General features: G+C 36.6%; 13 protein-coding genes. 7 read left to right on the top strand and 6 right to left on the bottom strand.

Going from position 1 to position 16646, the window contains the following annotated elements:
- Nucleotides 1-28: 28 nt before the first annotated feature.
- The gene (gene porU / locus C8D70_RS05745; protein WP_110366686.1) at nucleotides 29-3931 is read right to left on the bottom strand and encodes a type IX secretion system sortase PorU; all 3903 of its coding nucleotides are present in this window, start codon (nucleotides 3929-3931) and stop codon (nucleotides 29-31) included.
- 164 nt (nucleotides 3932-4095) lie between these two features.
- Between porU and gldJ the strand changes: the two genes are divergently transcribed.
- Nucleotides 4096-5697 (top strand): gliding motility lipoprotein GldJ, encoded by a 1602-nt coding sequence (gene gldJ / locus C8D70_RS05740; protein ID WP_076597391.1) that lies wholly within the window; start codon nucleotides 4096-4098, stop codon nucleotides 5695-5697.
- 153 nt (nucleotides 5698-5850) lie between these two features.
- The gene (locus C8D70_RS05735; RefSeq protein ID WP_110366685.1) at nucleotides 5851-7122 is read left to right on the top strand and encodes a UDP-N-acetylmuramoyl-tripeptide--D-alanyl-D-alanine ligase; all 1272 of its coding nucleotides are present in this window, start codon (nucleotides 5851-5853) and stop codon (nucleotides 7120-7122) included.
- 157 nt (nucleotides 7123-7279) lie between these two features.
- Here C8D70_RS05735 and C8D70_RS05730 read toward each other — a convergent pair whose 3' ends face one another.
- A complete protein-coding gene (locus C8D70_RS05730) occupies nucleotides 7280-7888 on the bottom strand; it encodes an NUDIX hydrolase (RefSeq protein ID WP_076597686.1) in 609 nt (202 codons plus the stop codon).
- Between the two features lie 36 nt (nucleotides 7889-7924).
- On the opposite strand from C8D70_RS05730, the gene C8D70_RS05725 reads away from it, so the two are divergent.
- Nucleotides 7925-8314 (top strand): orotate phosphoribosyltransferase, encoded by a 390-nt coding sequence (locus tag C8D70_RS05725; RefSeq protein WP_076597685.1) that lies wholly within the window; start codon nucleotides 7925-7927, stop codon nucleotides 8312-8314.
- Nucleotides 8315-8627: 313 nt separating this feature from the next.
- On the opposite strand, the gene C8D70_RS05715 is transcribed toward C8D70_RS05725, so the two are convergent.
- From C8D70_RS05715 to C8D70_RS05705, 3 genes are read right to left on the bottom strand one after another with little or no spacing between them, the layout of a single operon-like run.
- Entirely contained in the window at nucleotides 8628-9671 is a 1044-nt protein-coding gene (locus tag C8D70_RS05715) for an anhydro-N-acetylmuramic acid kinase (RefSeq protein ID WP_110366684.1), read from the bottom strand.
- 11 nt (nucleotides 9672-9682) lie between these two features.
- Complete coding sequence (lptC, locus tag C8D70_RS05710) at nucleotides 9683-10273, bottom strand: LPS export ABC transporter periplasmic protein LptC (protein ID WP_076597683.1); 591 nt, start codon at nucleotides 10271-10273, stop codon at nucleotides 9683-9685.
- 1 nt (nucleotide 10274) lies between these two features.
- Nucleotides 10275-11591 (bottom strand): hypothetical protein, encoded by a 1317-nt coding sequence (locus C8D70_RS05705; protein ID WP_110366683.1) that lies wholly within the window; start codon nucleotides 11589-11591, stop codon nucleotides 10275-10277.
- A 331-nt stretch (nucleotides 11592-11922) separates the two neighbouring features.
- Here C8D70_RS05705 and C8D70_RS05700 point away from each other — a divergent pair, with 331 nt between their 5' ends.
- Nucleotides 11923-13041, top strand: coding sequence for an ATP-binding protein (locus tag C8D70_RS05700; RefSeq protein ID WP_110366682.1), 1119 nt, complete (start codon nucleotides 11923-11925; stop codon nucleotides 13039-13041).
- A 54-nt stretch (nucleotides 13042-13095) separates the two neighbouring features.
- Here C8D70_RS05700 and C8D70_RS05695 read toward each other — a convergent pair whose 3' ends face one another.
- The gene (locus tag C8D70_RS05695; RefSeq protein ID WP_110366681.1) at nucleotides 13096-13326 is read right to left on the bottom strand and encodes a hypothetical protein; all 231 of its coding nucleotides are present in this window, start codon (nucleotides 13324-13326) and stop codon (nucleotides 13096-13098) included.
- Between the two features lie 240 nt (nucleotides 13327-13566).
- Between C8D70_RS05695 and C8D70_RS05690 the strand changes: the two genes are divergently transcribed.
- From C8D70_RS05690 to C8D70_RS05680, 3 genes are read left to right on the top strand one after another with little or no spacing between them, the layout of a single operon-like run.
- Nucleotides 13567-14193 carry a TetR/AcrR family transcriptional regulator gene (locus C8D70_RS05690; RefSeq protein ID WP_228402647.1) on the top strand — a complete coding sequence of 209 codons (627 nt, stop codon included), beginning with the start codon at nucleotides 13567-13569 and terminating at the stop codon, nucleotides 14191-14193.
- On the top strand, nucleotides 14177-15493 hold the full coding sequence (locus C8D70_RS05685; RefSeq protein ID WP_110366680.1) for a TolC family protein: 1317 nt from the start codon (nucleotides 14177-14179) through the stop codon (nucleotides 15491-15493). The genes C8D70_RS05690 and C8D70_RS05685 overlap by 17 nt, the downstream gene beginning before the upstream one ends.
- 16 nt (nucleotides 15494-15509) lie before the next feature.
- Complete coding sequence (locus tag C8D70_RS05680) at nucleotides 15510-16613, top strand: HlyD family secretion protein (protein WP_076597677.1); 1104 nt, start codon at nucleotides 15510-15512, stop codon at nucleotides 16611-16613.
- The last annotated feature ends 33 nt before the right edge of the window (nucleotides 16614-16646 follow it).

The following is a 16646-nucleotide window of genomic DNA, read 5'->3' as shown; positions in this document are numbered from 1 at the left end:
TAATATTATTGTCTATTGTCTTGTTTTATTATTTCAAAAGTACCATTTTTTCTACAGCTGTAGCACTTCCTTTGCATTTTTCTTGATTTTGACTTTTTGCAAATATCTTAAAAATATACGTACCTTTTGCTACCGTAGACCCAAAATCATCTTTTCCGTCCCATTCTATTGCCTGACGAGGGGTTCTGAAGCCCTGCAGGAAAGGTTCTGCAACCACTGGCTGTGATAAGGTTCTTACCAATCTTCCGGTTATTGTATAAATTTGTACGTTTACATCCAGAATATCATCACAATTGTGTTCAAACTGAATATAGGTTTTATTGGTAAATGGATTTGGCCAGTTCAGCGGACGGTTGATTGTCAGGTGTTGGTCAGATTCATCTTTAACCTCAAAATTTAACGTAGCAGTTGTCGAATTATTGTTTATATCCCAAACTTTAAATGTTAATTGATGTTGTCCTATTGCCAGATTTCTGAAAGGGTAGGTTACATTCCCTTTCTGATATTCGGCAAGACTTGGATTTAAACATCCGTTTCCTTCTCCCGGAGCATAAAAATCATTCAAAACAACTGTATTGATAATCTGTCCGTCAAGGTATACTGTAATATCATGTCCTACACCGGATCCTGTTGAGTTGATTCCTGTATCATCGGTAAGACAGGCAAGAAGCATAGGATTCTGGTTGGTAATTCCGCCATCAGCAAAATTGGTGTTGTTCATATACAGTTTTACTTTTGGAGGCTGATTATCATTAATTCCATTAGGATTGATATCTCCTACCTGTACAGCCTGGTTGTTAAAAACATCCGTTGACTTGTTGTCAGCATAGGCTAGTATCCTTCCTTGCCCTACAGCATAGTTAATATCTTTAGGAACGTAGAATTCAGCAGTGAAAACTCCGTTTACAGCAGTTCCTGCAGATTTTACAATAGCACTTCCTTCTTCAGTATAATCTAAAACCGGAGTTAAAATGCCACTGTTATTGAGTGTTTTTTTGTTTAATCTCTTATCAAAAATATTGATGCTGACTTTTCCGTTAAAGGTATTGTTCAGCGTTCCATTCGGATTATTGATGTGTCCTTTAATTTTTACAAAATCCAGACCTCTGATCAGTCCCGGAACGGGCGTTTCAATATTATCAATAACCAGAAGTCTTTGAGGTCTGCTTAATTTCATAGCCGGATCACCCAGGAAGTTTACTTTTAAGTGGTTACTGTTGGGTCCTTTTTGTTTTTTGGCAATTAATTGAGCATTTCCCAACGAATTAAAATCGTCATTGGTTAATTTAAAGATATTTTGGGTAAATGTATTGGTAAAATCACGTCCGTAATCTACTCCAATAGCACGGCTGGAAGTAATCATGGTAGAAACACCTCCCTGCTTCATTTTAATAAACTGTTCTCCAACAGAGTTGGTTGCAGGCTCGTCCCATAATGTGAATTCACAAGTGATGGTGGAAACAAAAGGGAATCTGCTGTATACATTGGAGAAGTTGTTGGCATTCTGAACCTCTGTGCTGGTAAGCACTCTTTCCTGTGCCCAGCCATTGATTCCTCCGTGTCCGAAATAGAATAAGTACAAACTGTTTCCGATAGCATTGGAAATAGCCTGGTTTACCTGTGGATATCTCCGCCCGCCAGAGGTACTCTGAGCGGTAAAAGCATCCATATATAATTTTTTTACATTATATTCTTTGAGTTCCTGCTGACCTGGCTGTTCAAATATATTTACCAGGGAGTTGTTCATTACATTATGGAACGGACCGCCTCCTTCCTCATTATCATCCACTACAAAGTCAAGTCGCATACGCCAGTCTCCAAAAGGAGATGACTGCCCCTGAAGAGAATTGTAATATGCCAGTGTTTTATTAATCATATCTCCGGCTTCACTTACATTGGCTGCAGGAATTCTACCCACAGGCACATCCGGTAAATTGTTTTCAATTAATAAGGTATTCTGCGGCTTGGTCATTACAATATAATCATCCGTCACAAAAGAGGATACGTAATCAGAAGATTGTTCACTCTGGTAGCTGGCAACAACGTTTGAATTGTTCGGAACCCTGTTTTTATAATCATATGAAGCATCCCCAAGAATAAATACATACTGAAGTCTGCCCAGAGGAGTATTGAGTTTGCTTACGAAATCTCTTATCGCGGTAAGATCTTTACTTCCGCTGCCATATTCCTCGTAGATTTTGTTGATGTCAACAATTTCCACTTTATAGTTATTCTTGGTTTGATGGTAGTTGGCAATTCTCTGTGCCTGGCCCATCATTTCAGGAACGGTAAGGATAAGATAATCTACGTTTTGTATTGCGGCAAGATTCTGATTGGAAATTCTTCCTACAAACTGTGGACTATACGCCGCATCAGCACGGAAAGCTACAAATTCATTATTGAAATTCTGATCAGAAGCAGTGTAAGCAAAGTTGAAAGAGCCTGCTCCTGCTTTATTCACTCTTCTGTTAACATTTGTAATATCCGTTACATCCCATACCTGTTCTATATTAGCAGCATTACTGATACTGAAACCGTAATCTGTGTTGCTTCCGCTTACAATGGAATAATCCCTGAAGTTCATTTGTGAACCATTGAAGGCAAGATTTTCTTTATATTGAACCTCTACATAATCAAAATAGAAAGTTCCATTTGGATTCTTGGAAATATCCGGATTATAAACCAGGGTAAACTGGTTTCCGGTAAGATTAGTTAATGTTCCGGTGTATGTTACAGGATAGAAGGTATACTGATAGGAAGGAGTGTCCATAGGAATTACCTGCTGTGGGTGCGGATTTAAATTATTAATTTTAAAATCCATTGTATTCTGCTGAGAATTGTACGCAACCACCTGAGTTCTGTATCGTATTACATCATTCGCCTGTATAGGTGAATTGGTAGTTAATGTTATGGTCTTTTCATTGGTGAAAGGAGTATCCTCTACCCATGTTCTTCCTACTTTTAACAGGTTTTTCTGATCCTTGTTGATCACCTGGTAATTGTCATATCTTGTAATCAGCTGTGCAGGAAGATTTCCGTCTACAGTAGGAACTCTTTTTCCCGCCCCCTTATCAAAGTTGATATAATAGTAAGAGAAATCTTCATAAATGTTTTTGACATTATTGCTTCTTTCACTGAATCGGGTATCGTGTCTTTTAAATCCATTTCCATTACCGGTATCATAAAGGTTATATCCGTCAGGACCCTGCGCATAGAAAAGAGCGTAGTCATTGTCATTCCATACTCCATCATCTTCACCTACTACCTGAATGGAATTTTCCTGTAAAGCCCCGTATCTTGGATCCTGATTGTATTCAGGAAGCATTAATCCTCCGTTTCCGTAAATTCTGAAGTTTTTAGGATTTACTGAACTCGGATTGATTCCGTTATCTTTTAAAAACTGGGAAGTGATTTTGAATACTCCCGATTTGTCTACTTTTATCTTATAGAAATTTCCACTTGATAAAGGATTACCAGTGGTTCCTATTTTATTAACAGTTCCTGTTGTATTGATAAAAGAAGAAGCCTCTGAAACATTAAACGAAGATAATCTCTGGACACGGCCTTTTACATTTTTAAATAAAGCAATACTGATGCTGGCATAGCTTTCACCCTCTAAAGTATAATAGGAAACATCTGCTACATCATAATCCGGAAGTCTGCCTTTATCCAGCTCAAATAAATCCTGATTAGAAACGCTTTCCCAGACAAGGTCTGAGATTTTTAATTGCTTTTCCCCGATTTTTTGCTTGCTTACAATAAAAACATTATTTTGGCTGTAAGAAAAACCTTCATTTTTAAAATTAGGAAGATTTAATTTTGTGTCACCAAAATCCTGAATTTTAGAGCCATTCCATTCTATGGTGTTTCTTTGGGCGTAAAGTGTTGATGCAAAAGCGATTAAATATAAAATCGTAATTTTTCGTTTCATGTTTACTATTGAAATTGCTAAATTACAAAATAAATGAAAATTTTAGAATTAAATTGTGATACAATAAAATTAATTTGTTAACGTTTTTCAAAAAAATCAAATGTTTACTTGATTTATTGAATAATTTATTTTTTCTTTGTACTTTGAAAATATTTATATCGACTATGAAAAAACTAAAGTTGTTTTCATTAATAGCATTAAGTTCTACACTTGCATTAACCAGCTGTGGCGGATCAGGAACCAGCAAAGGTGGCGGTACCAAAAAATTTGTCAGCAAAACAGGTTGGAAACCAAACGAAAAACAGGGTTGGTTTTTTGCAGGAAAGCAACAGAAGCAGAAGGGTTGGCCTGGGATGGTATATGTAGAAGGTGGAACTTTTACAATGGGATTAGTGAAAGATGATGTTATGCACGATTGGAATAACACGCCTCGCAGAATGCAGGTAAGTTCATTCTTTATCGGTGAAACTGAAATTACTAACTACGAATACCGCGAATACCTTACATGGTTGAAGTATGTATTCCCACCAAGTGACCCGAGTTTTAAGGAGATCTATAACGGTGCTTTACCGGATACCTTATTATGGGACAACAAATTAGCAAGAAACGATTATAATGAAACTTATCTGCGTTCTCCGGAATTTGATTACTATCCGGTAGTAGGAGTTTCCTGGACTCAGGCAAACAGATACTGTGAATGGCTGTCAGACAGAGCGAACGAAAAAGCTTTGATGCAGGCTGGTATTATTGCTAAGGATTTGTATATCAACGAATCCAACAACCAGGGAGGTACTGCTTTCAACATGGATAAATTCAAATCGAATGATCCTGAAATGCAAGGGTATATCAATGAGAAAAGAATGCAGCAGAAAACTGGTATGAAAACTACAAACCAGAGATTGCTTGCTGCTAACAGAGCTCCTAATGCTGCAATGGTACAGAAGTTCAGACTTCCTACTGAAGTAGAATGGGAATATGCTGCTCTTGGTATGGCTAAAAACAGAGAATATAACCAATATCTGGGAAAAAAACCTCAAATTGAAAGATTAAGAGGTAACAAAGGAAGAGACAGAGGAATGTTCCTTGAAAACTTCAAAATGGGTAAAGGTGACTATTCAGGTATCGCAGGATGGAAAAACGACGGATCAGCTCAAACTTCTGATGTAAGACAATATCCATCTAACGATTTAGGAATCTATGGTATGTACGGAAACGTTTCTGAATGGACAGCTGACGTTTACAGACCAATCATTGATGAAGATTACAATGATTTCAACTACTACAGAGGAAACATGCCTCAGACCATCGTAAGAAATGGTGACGGAACTTATAAAATGATCGACGAAGGCACTATCAAATATGATACGTTAGCTGACGGAAGATTAGTTTACAGAGGACTTCCCGGACAATTTGAAAGACAAACTATTGCTGACTACAGAAACTACAGAGATGGCGACAGACAGTCTTCATTAGAATATTACAGAGCTTCTGATTCTGCTTCAGGATTCGATATGTACAACGCTCCTAAAACAAGTTTCGTTGTAGATGCCAGCGGTAGAGTGAAACTGCAGAAAGATACCAAAGAAAGAACTTCCGGAATTTCTAACGAGGTTAGAGTTGTGAAAGGTGGTTCTTGGCAGGATACAGCATATTGGCTGGATCCGGGACAAAGAAGATATAAAAATCAAAACAGAGCTTATGGATGGGTAGGGTTCCGTGTTGCACAGGATGCCAGAGCCAGCGATAAGAGTAGAACTAGAAGATAATATTTATCAAAAAATACTTATAAAAAACCTTCCGAACTTTCGGAAGGTTTTTTTATTTTTGAACCGTGAAATCGCTTTGGCTGAAAAGTCTAAAATACTTGTATAGATTTGGCGATTGCGTGTGACTTCTTTTAAAAAAATATATATTTCCACATGAATATAGAACAGTTTTATCCTTTATTTCTGCAGGCTGCAAAAGTAACTATTGACAGCAGAAAAATAGCAGAGAATGATATTTTCTTTGCCTTTTCCGGTGAGAATTTCAATGCAGCTACTCTGGCGGAAAAAGCCATTGATGACGGAGCTTTGGCAGTGATTGTTGAACTTCCGGAATTTGAAAACAGAGATAAAAGCATTTTCTATGTTCCGTCTACCCTGGAATTTTTACAGCAATTGGCAATCTATCACAGAAGCAAACTTAATATTCCTTTTATAGGACTTACAGGAAGTAACGGAAAGACAACCACCAAAGAGTTGATTCATGCGGTTCTTTCTGAAAAATTTAATGTTCAGTACACCGCTGGAAATCTGAATAACCATATCGGAGTACCGCTGACCATCCTTTCCATTCAACCGGAGCATGAGATGGCTGTGATTGAAATGGGAGCCAACCATCAGAAAGAAATTGAATTCCTGTGTACCATTTCGCAGCCTGATTTCGGATATATTACCAACTTCGGGAAAGCTCATTTGGAAGGATTCGGAGGTTTTGAAGGAGTAATTAAAGGAAAGTCTGAGCTCTACGATTATCTTAAAAACAATAACAGAACTATTGTTGTTAATGAAAACGATCCTATTCAGGTAGAGAAAACTGAAAACTATTCCCCTAAAATTACTTTTGGAGCAGAAACCTCTCATTATCATTTTGAATCTTTTTCAGAAGAACATTTTGTAGGATTGATTTATCAGGGAGTAAAAGCTGTTTCAAAGCTCACAGGAGAATATAATTTTACCAATCTTTGTGCAGCCGCAAGTTTAGGACTTCATTTCGGAATCAGCTTTGAAAAAATAAAGCACGCTCTGGAGCTATACACCCCAACGAATATGAGATCTCAGGTGGTGAAAAAAGAGGACAGAACTTTGGTTCTGGATACTTATAATGCCAACCCAAGCTCTATGACCGCTTCCTTAAATAATTTTATCAGTTTTGAAGGCCGTAAAACCATTATTATCGGCGATATGCTGGAATTGGGTGACGAAAGTGAGACGGAGCATCAGAATATCTTAAAACTCGCTCAGAATCTTCATTTTAATGAAATTATTACAGTGGGTAAACATTTTAAAACGGTTAATTCTTCAGATCTTGCTTTTGAAAATACAGCAGAATTAATAGAGTATTTAAAACAGAATAAAATTCAGTCCGAGAATATATTGCTGAAAGGGTCCAGAGGAATTGCTCTGGAGAAAGTGATTGACTTTATTTAAAGTAAGGAAGCTGGAGGCTGGGAGAGGGAAGTTCCTGATGGGCAAAGAGTTGTTCTTTATTCAGCCTTATAAAATTTCATTGTTAAAAATCACCTGAAGAAGTAATTGGCCGGATCGTAACTTCCGGCTTCACTCTTCCAGCTTCCAGCCTTATTATTTATTTCTTCAAATTCCAGAATTCTTTTACAATAAGTTTAATATTTTTGAAAGTACTGGGAAAAACTTCATTTTCAATTTCTGATGTCGTTTTCCAGGCAACTTCGGTAATACCTTCCTCTATCTGCGGTTTGGAAGTGTCTTCACCATCAAAGTTCATTTCAAACCAATGGGTGCATTTTAATATTTTCTCCCCGTTTCTTTCTACATAAATATGATAGGTCGTATTGATGAATGTTACAAGTTCAACATCACTCAAACCTGTTTCTTCTTCTATTTCCCGTACTGCAGACTCTTCTCTGGATTCTCCTTTTTCCATCTTACCCTTAGGAAGATCCCATTTGCCAAGTCTTCTGATAAAAAGAATTTTGCCTTCAGGATTATTAACAAGACCTCCTGCAGCCTCTATAATTCTGAACAGCTTTTGAAATTCCTGCCAGATTTCTTCCAAATTCTCTCCATACACGTTCAGTTCCTGCACAGAAGTATTCTCCAGAAGATCCAGAGCGATCTCTAAAGTTGTATAATTTTCGTACCCAAGCTTTTTTTCAAGATCTTCAGGATGCTTAGATAGTAATAATTTTTTTTCGTTGACAAAAACTTTATACATTTGTAATAGTTAAGAATTTAAATACAAAAATAAAAAATGAATTTAGAAGGACGAAAGATTATTGTCAATAAATCATCTAAAGAACTTACAGAGTTGCTGAAATCTCCTGAAAATTATAAAGATTTTATGCCGGATGGTCTTCAGAAATTTGAAACAAGAGATAACGGATTCAAATTTGGATTACAGGGAATGCCTGAAATCGCATTAAAAATTGATGAGGTGGATGATCACAAAGCTGTTTTAAGATCTGCAAGTTCAAGCCTGGATTTCTCATTAACAGCCACATTAAACCCGATCAGCGAAAACCAGACTGAGGTTCAGATGTTATTTGAAGGGAAATTCAATCCATTTATCAAAATGATGGTAGAGAAGCCGTTACAGAACTTTATCAATACGCTTACCGATAAAATCGAAGCTTATAAATAATAAAAACCTTCAAAATGAAGGTTTTTTTTGTTTTTAGAGGAAAGTTGGTAAAAGTAAAACAGTCAACCATTTAGATTACCTGCTTTTAAATTATTTTGTAATAATAGCTTCGACAGGCTCAGCCTGACAACGCTTAAAAATTTCGGTTGGTATTCGACCTGTCACCCTGAGCCTGCTGAAGGGTTCTCAATAAGAAAACCTTTGTTAATCATTAATCTCTAGTATTAATTAAAGCATAAGTCAATTATTATAATTTTCTTTGTCAAAGTCTGTTAATAATGGAAAGCAACATATTTGAAACATGACCAAATATCTAAGCAATAACTCCCGAACAATGATCAGCTGTACTTCCTGTTGCAGAAGAAAGCACATTGATTTCATTATTCATTTTTAAAACGCCCATGAAGGCAAAAATCAGTGCCTCTTTATAATCGATGATCTCTTTTTCAGGGATGATCACTTCTGCCTTTGTTTTCGCTCTTATTTTTTCAATTAAAAAGGTATTGTAAGCACCTCCACCAGTGATAAGGATGTCTTTTATACTATATTGATTGATGACATTGGCAATCTGCTGCGCAGCATGTTCTGTAAAAGTAGCCAGTGCATCCAATGTTTCAATATTTTCAAGAAGTGGAAATATATGTTGATGGCACCATTCTATTCCCAGGGATTTTGGATGCGAAATCTGATAGAAATCCAGGACGTTAAGTTGATTCAGTAGAGTTTCATCTATTTTTCCTTTTGCTGCCAGTGCTCCGTTTTCATCAAAATTTTTATGAAGCTGTTGAGCCAAATGGTTCAAAACAATATTTACCGGGGCGATATCAAAAGCGATTCTTTTTCCTTCTGAACGTAAAGAAATATTGGAAAATCCGCCCAGATTCAGACAAGCGCTGTATCCGGAGAAAAGTAATTCATCGCCTATAGGAACCAATGGTGCTCCGTTTCCATTCATCAATACGTCCTGGCTTCGGAAATCATAGATAACAGGAAGTCCGGTTTCCAGTTTAATGGCTCTGCCATCGCCGATTTGTAATGTGAATTTTTTTTGAGGCTGATGAAAAACTGTATGTCCGTGAGAGGCAATAAGGTCGATATTTTCAAGCCGATGTTGATGAATAAACTTTTTAACCTGTTGTCCAAGATAAAAGCCATACGCTGAATGCAGTTCCAATAAATTTTCAGAAGAAAGATGAATGGAGTTTCTAAGTTGGGTTTCCCAATTCTCAGAATAGGAGAGGGTCTCGGCTTTCAGGATTTGAAAGGTCCACGTGTTCTGCTTTTCAAATTCAACAAGACAGATATCCAAACCATCCAGACTTGTCCCGGACATCAGTCCAATAGCCACAGCTTTCATTCTTTTTGGATTTATTTTTTGTTTTCAGAAATTCTTTTGGAACTGAAATCTCCGGAGTTGTTATAGAAAGTGTATTCGGAAAAATCATCTTTGGCAGTCATCCCATTGGCACCTACCAGTGTAGAACCGTCTTCCATGGTAACATAAACCGTGTCTTTGGTGTAGATTCTGTTTTTCTTCTGATCCCAGTAAATACTCTGCATGGCAAACCTCTGCCCTTCATTGGTTTTTATTCTTACATCACCTTTAGCTTCGTAGAATTTTTTATATTCAAAAATTCGGGCATATTTAGCGGTAATTCGTCCTGGAACTTTGGGCTTCTTTTTATCAAAAAACTCAATATCAATTCCTTTTCTGGCTACTACATACGGACTGTCAATCAATTCGTATTTTTCAATGATGGGTGCTTTGGCTTTTAATGTAACAAAGCCGGAGTCACGCTGTATAATATTGGCATTGTTAATGATCTGTGAAGGGAAATTTTTGCTTTGGCTGCCATTTCTTTTGGTAAGATCCTCCTCACAGGATGTCAGTATAAAAAATATAGCACAACTAAAAAGGCATGCTATATTTTTATATGATATTTTTTTTGAAAAGCTCATTTTAGTTATAAAGTGTCTTTCTGAACCACTTATCGGCAAAATTAAAGCCAATTCTCAGGTTGACGAAATTCTGGTTGATCAGGTTGTTTTGAAGAGTTCCTCTTTTACCAACTTCTAATCCGATTTCAAGACCACTCATTCTTGTAATACTACTATTCTTGAATGGTAACATTACTCCGGCAGAAATACCGAATTTGTTAATACTGTTTCCCTCCAGATTCAGATTTCCTCTTTCATAGAAAGCTCCATATCTGTAGATTACTCTTGAGAAGTAGTTTCTGAAGTTGTTATAGTTAGGAAGATACCATCCACCTGCAGAAATTCTGTAGGTATCCTGGAAACTAAAATCTTTACCAAAATAAGAGATATCTTCTCCTTTTTTATAATCTACCTGTCCTGATACAAACCAATGGTTTTCACTTCCATATCCAACTCCTAATGAAGCCTGTAATGGAAGAAGGTTCTTGGATTTTGTTTCTTTTTGTTCAATAATGGTTTCAGATCCGCTAAGCTTGGTGGTTTCCTGAGCATCAGAATATCTGTACGTGCTGTTGGTGTACTGAGTAGTCATATTACTGGTATTCCCAAAGGTAGCAGTAGCACCTACTGTGAACTTTTTATCAGTACGTGTATTTAAAGTCTGGTAACTTGTTCCCAGCGTAAAATTAAAGTTTCTGACTCTGTTTTTAGTTTCATAACCATTAACATATTCACCTAAATAGGTTCCAAGATTACTGTTGTAAGCACGGAATTCATTAAGGTCATTAAGGTCTCCAAAATAAAGATTGGCTTTTGCCCCTACGGATAATTCCTGACTGATCTTATAAGAAACAGCAATCTGAGCGGTATTCAATGTTCCGCTTCCTTTGAAATTATTTCTGTAAAGAGGAGTCGTGTTATCACTGGCAAGCTGTTCTGTTACGATGTCGTAGCTTTTAGAGCTGTATGGCTGATAAGAGATCCCCATTTTCACTTTGGAAGATAATGGAAATGCAATCGAAATATTGGAAAGATACGTAGAATGCTTTGTAGATTTCATATCGTTATAATTCGATTTGAAATAATTGTTTTCGTTGGTAGCTTCCAGTCTGATACTCGTAAGTTCAAAATTGGCGTTGTTTGCCGGGTTGGCAAAATTGAAACTACTGGTAAAATCACTTATAAAAGCAGTAGATATACCTCCCATAGAAGCAGTTTCGATCGTATTATCATATTTCACATCTCCAATTCCATAAGTTGCATAAGGAGAGTTGCTTAGACTCTGTGCATTCAGAAAATATCCAACTGATATGAATGATACTACAAAGATTTTTTTCATTCTTTATTTTTAAAACAATGCGCAAATATCTTAAATATTAATGAATTGTAAAAATTATATGTGGTTAAAGTTTGTTAAGGGCCTTTCTTTAAAAGAAAAATGCAAATTTTCAACAATATAAAATGTCAGTTTTGCTATGAAGAATGTTGCTCTGTAGTGAACAGTCTTTATGTATATTCTTATTTCTTAAGATTTCTGTTTAATTTTTTTAAGTTGTAAAAACCTTTATGTATTGCTTGTGTAAAAGGATTTTTATTATAGATATTCCAACAATTTTATTTTAAGCAGACTTAATTTTATGAATTGAAGTAAGATTTTTTATCTTTGAAACATGAATTGGGAGAACATCGCCGGACAGACAAATCTGAAAAAACTTCTTAGAGAAAGCATTGCTGAAAACAGAGTGAGCCATGCCCAGCTTTTTGTAGGAAAAGAGGGATACGGTACACTGCCTATGGTATTGGCTTATGCACGGGAGATTTTCAGTCAGGAAAACGAACATGCTGCTGCGAAGGTAGAGCATCTCAATCACCTGGATCTGCATTTCAGTTTTCCGGTTTTTACAGACAATAAAAACTCATTAAGTAAAAATAAATTTGACGAGTTCAGAGAGATGATCCTGGCTTCTCCTTATGCAAGCTATGATGACTGGACTGCTTTTTTAGAATCAGAAAATAAACAGTTATTTATTTCTGCGGATGAAGTGGATGATCAGAATCAGAAGTTTTCTTTAAAAAGTTTTGAAGGAGGAACCAAAATTCTTATCGTCTGGAGGGCCGATAAAATGAATATCGCGGCTTCCAATAAGTTTTTGAAATTTTTGGAGGAACCACCGGCAAAAACTGTCATTCTTCTTACTGCAGAAAGTACAAACGACATTCTTCCTACTATTCTTTCCAGAACACAGATTGTAGAGATCCCGAGAATTAATGATGAAGATATTGAAAACTATCTTAAAAAGAATTTTTCAGTTTCAGAAGATAAAGTAAGAGAGATTGTTCATGAAGCACAGGGAGATCTTAATGATGCCATTAAGCTTCTGAATTCAGGATACAAAAGCAATGAGTTTGAAAAGCTTTTTGTACAATGGGTAAGAGATGCATTTATGGTAAAAAAGAAACCGGAATATCTCAGAAGTATCATTTCCTGGGCAAGAGAAATTGCAGGATGGAACAGAGAAAAGCAAAAAAACTTCCTCAACTATTGTTCTGAAATTTTCAGGCTTGCATTACTTCAGAACTATCAGTCTGAGAATCTGGTGTATAAAAAGATCAATGCGAACGGTTTCAATTGGGCCGGGTTTTCTAAATTTATCAGTGGAGCCAATATTGAAAACATCTTAGAAGAAATCAATACGGCCGACCTGCACCTGACCAGAAACGGAAATCCTAAAATCGTCTGGACCGATCTTGGGATAAAATTATCAAGGTATATTCACAAAAGCACATAAAACAGAACTCCGGTACTTTCACCGGAGTTTTTATTTTCTATACTTAAGACTATATTAAGCTTTCTTTATTTTTACCGTTTTTTTATCTTTTGTTTTAGGAGTATTTTCCGCTGTTTTTGTTTTCATGCCGCAATCTTTATGATGGTTATCTGTGCATGCCTTTTTGTCTTTTACAGAACATTCTTTTTTATCTTTTCCAGCGCAGCATCCTCCTTCTTTTGGTTTCTCCTGAGCATATCCTAGTGTGAATAAAGCTACTGCTGCCATTGAAAATATTTTTTTCATAATATAAAATTTTTAAAGAGGATAAATGTAATACTTTTTTTAACACTGATAAAATTTTAACTATATCTGCTAATTATTGAGAGTTCTTTCAGGAAATGAATCATCTCCTGTCAGTTTCATATCGTATTATAGAAATAGTCTTTTATTTACAATAAATTAAATCTATATTAAAAAATCAATCAATCGTTTGATTTGAATAAAAACTTGTGTACATTTGCGCCCTGAAAAATGAACACTAACATGATTTCAAAAGAAGAAAATATATTATTCGCTGCTGAGAAGCTCTTTGCAGAAAAGGGATTCGAAGGAACTTCCACCCGGGAAATTGCAAAGGCAGCTAATGTAAACATCTCTATGATCTCATATTATTTTGGCTCTAAGGAAAAACTTTATGAGAAATTAGTGGAATACAGAATGAATGAAGGTCAGTTTTTTTCAAAAGATCTTTTGGGAAGAACAGACATCAACGAATGGCAGAAGATTGAAAGAGTAATTGATCAGTTTTCGCACAGGATCCGGACTCAAAAATGCTTCTACAGGATTATGCAGAGAGAACAGCTGCATACCAAGAATCCTCAGATTGTAGAATTTTTGAAGCAAATCAAAATGGGATTCCTTTCCATGTATTCGCAAATATTGCAAAGTGGTCTTAAAAATGGGGTTTTTACCAAAAATCCGCCCATTTATCTGCTTCATTCTACCGTAAGCGGAACCTTGTTTTATGCATTCAATGCGAAAGAAATGTATAAAGAGTTCCTGAATGAAACAGAAGACGAAGAAGCTTTTGATGAAAAATACTATACAGAACTTAATAAACATATTAAATATTTACTAAAAGACCTTTTAGGTTATGAAGAGAATAAATAACTCAGTGATTGCATTATCACTATTCTTAGGAATAGCAAATGCAAATGCTCAGGAGAAAAGAACACTTACTCTTGACGAGGCCGTGCAGCTGGGAATCCAGAACAGCAAGAATCTCAAGATCGATGCAGCCAGAATCGAAGAGGCTACTGCTGATCTTTTGGAGGCTAAAAACAGACAACTACCGGAATTAAAAGTGTCGGGCAGCTATATGTATCTTCCGATAAAACCGAATGTTGATATCAAACTTCCTGGTCTTGCAGGAGGAGCTGGCGGACCTGAGATACATCAGGTAGTTTACGGTTCAGCAAATCTTAGCGTTCCTATTTACAGTGGTGGAAGAATCAAGTACGGAATTCAGTCTGCTAAATATCTGGTAGAAGCTTCCAAATTAAGCACTGAGAATGATAAAATTGCCATTGCTTATAACGTTGCCCAGGCTTATAATAACCTTTTTAAGGCTAACCAGTCCATCAAGGTTTTTGAAGAAAATCTTGCCGCTTCCCAAAAAAGAGATGAAACCTTCCTTAAAATGGAAAACAATGGTTTGATTGCAAGAAACGACAGATTAAAGGCAAATCTTCAGACCTCAAATATTGAACTTCAGCTGTTGGAAGCTAAGAATAACTACAATATTGCCAACATCAATATGGATCTTTTATTGGGTCTTCCTGAAACGACAGAACTTACAATAGATGAAAATTATATTGAAGAAGGATCAGACGTAAAACCTGTTGATTTTTACGTTACTGAAGCCAGAGAAAACCGTAAAGATTTACAGGCGCTGGCACAGAAGAGAAAAGCCGCAGAACTGGGTTCCAAAGCTGCAAAAGCAGAAAACCTTCCTTCCATCGCATTTACAGGAGGTTATGTAGCTGCAGACATTCCTAAGTTTCTTACGGTATACAATGCCATCAATGTAGGAATCGGGGTTTCTTATAACTTATCCAACCTGTGGAAAGAAAATTCTTCATTGAGACAATCACAGGCAAGAGAGAAACAGCTTGCCGCTACTGATGAATTATTGAATGATAATATTAAGCTTGATGTGAACAGAGAGTACCAAAACACAGACTATTCAAAAAAGAGAATTGCTGTTTTTGAAAAATCGGCGGAACAGGCTAATGAAAATTACAGAATTACCAAAAATAAATACGACAACGGGTTGGCAACCATGACTGAATTATTGGATGCAGACGCTGCACAGATTGCTGCCAACGTTGGCGTGATCAATGCTAAGGCAGATGCCGCACTGGCATACAGAAAACTATTACAGACAACAGGAACTTTAACAATTAAATAATCAGATCGAAACCAAAATGGAAAATAATAATACACAGGCAGCTGAACCTAAAAAGAAAAAAAGTTTAATCTTTCCTATCATTTTAGCAGCAGTAGTAATTGGAGGAGGAATCTACGGTTACAGAGCGTATACTTACGGACAGTATCACGAAGAGACTGATGATGCTCAGATTGCTTCCAATATGGCACCGGTAATTTCTAAAATCTCCGGTTATGTAGCTCAGGTAAAAGTAAAAGACAATCAGTTTGTGAAGAAAGGAGATACATTGGTGATTTTGGATAACAGAGATCAGAAAATGGCTCTTGAACAGGCTCAGGCAGCATTATCTACTGCCAAAAGCAATATCTCCAATGCAGAAGCTGCTACCACAGCTACTTCAAAAAATATAGGCTCTTCAGCAGCAGCAGTAGTAACGGCTAATGCCCAGATTGAAGCGGCAAAAGTAAATGTTTGGAAAACTTCTCAGGATCTGAAGAGATATGCCAATCTTGTAAAAGATCACTCTATTACAGAACAGCAGTATGAGCAGGCTTTGGCAGCAAAACAATCTGCAGACAGACAGTTACAGGTGTTGGTAGACCAGAGAAATCAGATTGCCCAGCAAACACATATTGCTTCTTCTCAGACAGCTGCCAGCTCACAACAAATCAGCGTGGCAGGTTCTGTGGCTAAACAAAGAGAAGTAGATGTAGAAAATGCAAAATTGAACTTATCATACACCGTAATTCTTGCCCCTGAAGATGGATACGTTGGAAAAGTCCCTACACAGGCAGGTCAGTATCTGCAGGCGGGAGCACAACTGTTTGCTTTGGTTAAAAACGACCAGAAATGGGTGGTGGCCAACTTTAAAGAAACACAGGTAGATAAAATGGTAGAAGGCCAGAAAGTAAAAATTGAGATTGATGCTTTTCCTGATCAGGAATTTGAAGGAGTAGTAAGCTCTTTCTCTCCGGCTACAGGAGCTACTTTCTCTATTCTTCCTCCGGATAATGCAAGTGGGAACTTCGTAAAAGTAGTTCAGAGACTTCCTGTAAAAATCGATTTTGTAAATCTTGATAAGAATATTGCCAAAAGATTGAGAACAGGAATGAACGTGAAGGCAGAAGTTGCTTTGAAATAACATTTAAAATTGTTAAAAGTCAATGAACTTCGT

The sequence above is a fragment of the Chryseobacterium sp. CBTAP 102 genome (genome assembly GCF_003201365.1).
Classification (GTDB): Bacteria; Bacteroidota; Bacteroidia; order Flavobacteriales; family Weeksellaceae; genus Chryseobacterium; species Chryseobacterium candidae.
This window is presented reverse-complemented; position numbering and strand designations above follow the sequence as displayed.

Bases quoted from the DNA above. Each gene is read 5' to 3' on its own strand.
- porU (WP_110366686.1), bottom strand. From the start codon at position 3,931: ATGAAACGAAAAATTACGATTTTATATTTAATCGCTTTTGCATCAACA.
- gldJ (WP_076597391.1), top strand. From the start codon at position 4,096: ATGAAAAAACTAAAGTTGTTTTCATTAATAGCATTAAGTTCTACACTT.
- C8D70_RS05735 (WP_110366685.1), top strand. From the start codon at position 5,851: ATGAATATAGAACAGTTTTATCCTTTATTTCTGCAGGCTGCAAAAGTA.
- C8D70_RS05730 (WP_076597686.1), bottom strand. From the start codon at position 7,888: ATGTATAAAGTTTTTGTCAACGAAAAAAAATTATTACTATCTAAGCAT.
- C8D70_RS05725 (WP_076597685.1), top strand. From the start codon at position 7,925: ATGAATTTAGAAGGACGAAAGATTATTGTCAATAAATCATCTAAAGAA.
- C8D70_RS05715 (WP_110366684.1), bottom strand. From the start codon at position 9,671: ATGAAAGCTGTGGCTATTGGACTGATGTCCGGGACAAGTCTGGATGGT.
- lptC (WP_076597683.1), bottom strand. From the start codon at position 10,273: ATGAGCTTTTCAAAAAAAATATCATATAAAAATATAGCATGCCTTTTT.
- C8D70_RS05705 (WP_110366683.1), bottom strand. From the start codon at position 11,591: ATGAAAAAAATCTTTGTAGTATCATTCATATCAGTTGGATATTTTCTG.
- C8D70_RS05700 (WP_110366682.1), top strand. From the start codon at position 11,923: ATGAATTGGGAGAACATCGCCGGACAGACAAATCTGAAAAAACTTCTT.
- C8D70_RS05695 (WP_110366681.1), bottom strand. From the start codon at position 13,326: ATGAAAAAAATATTTTCAATGGCAGCAGTAGCTTTATTCACACTAGGA.
- C8D70_RS05690 (WP_228402647.1), top strand. From the start codon at position 13,567: ATGATTTCAAAAGAAGAAAATATATTATTCGCTGCTGAGAAGCTCTTT.
- C8D70_RS05685 (WP_110366680.1), top strand. From the start codon at position 14,177: ATGAAGAGAATAAATAACTCAGTGATTGCATTATCACTATTCTTAGGA.
- C8D70_RS05680 (WP_076597677.1), top strand. From the start codon at position 15,510: ATGGAAAATAATAATACACAGGCAGCTGAACCTAAAAAGAAAAAAAGT.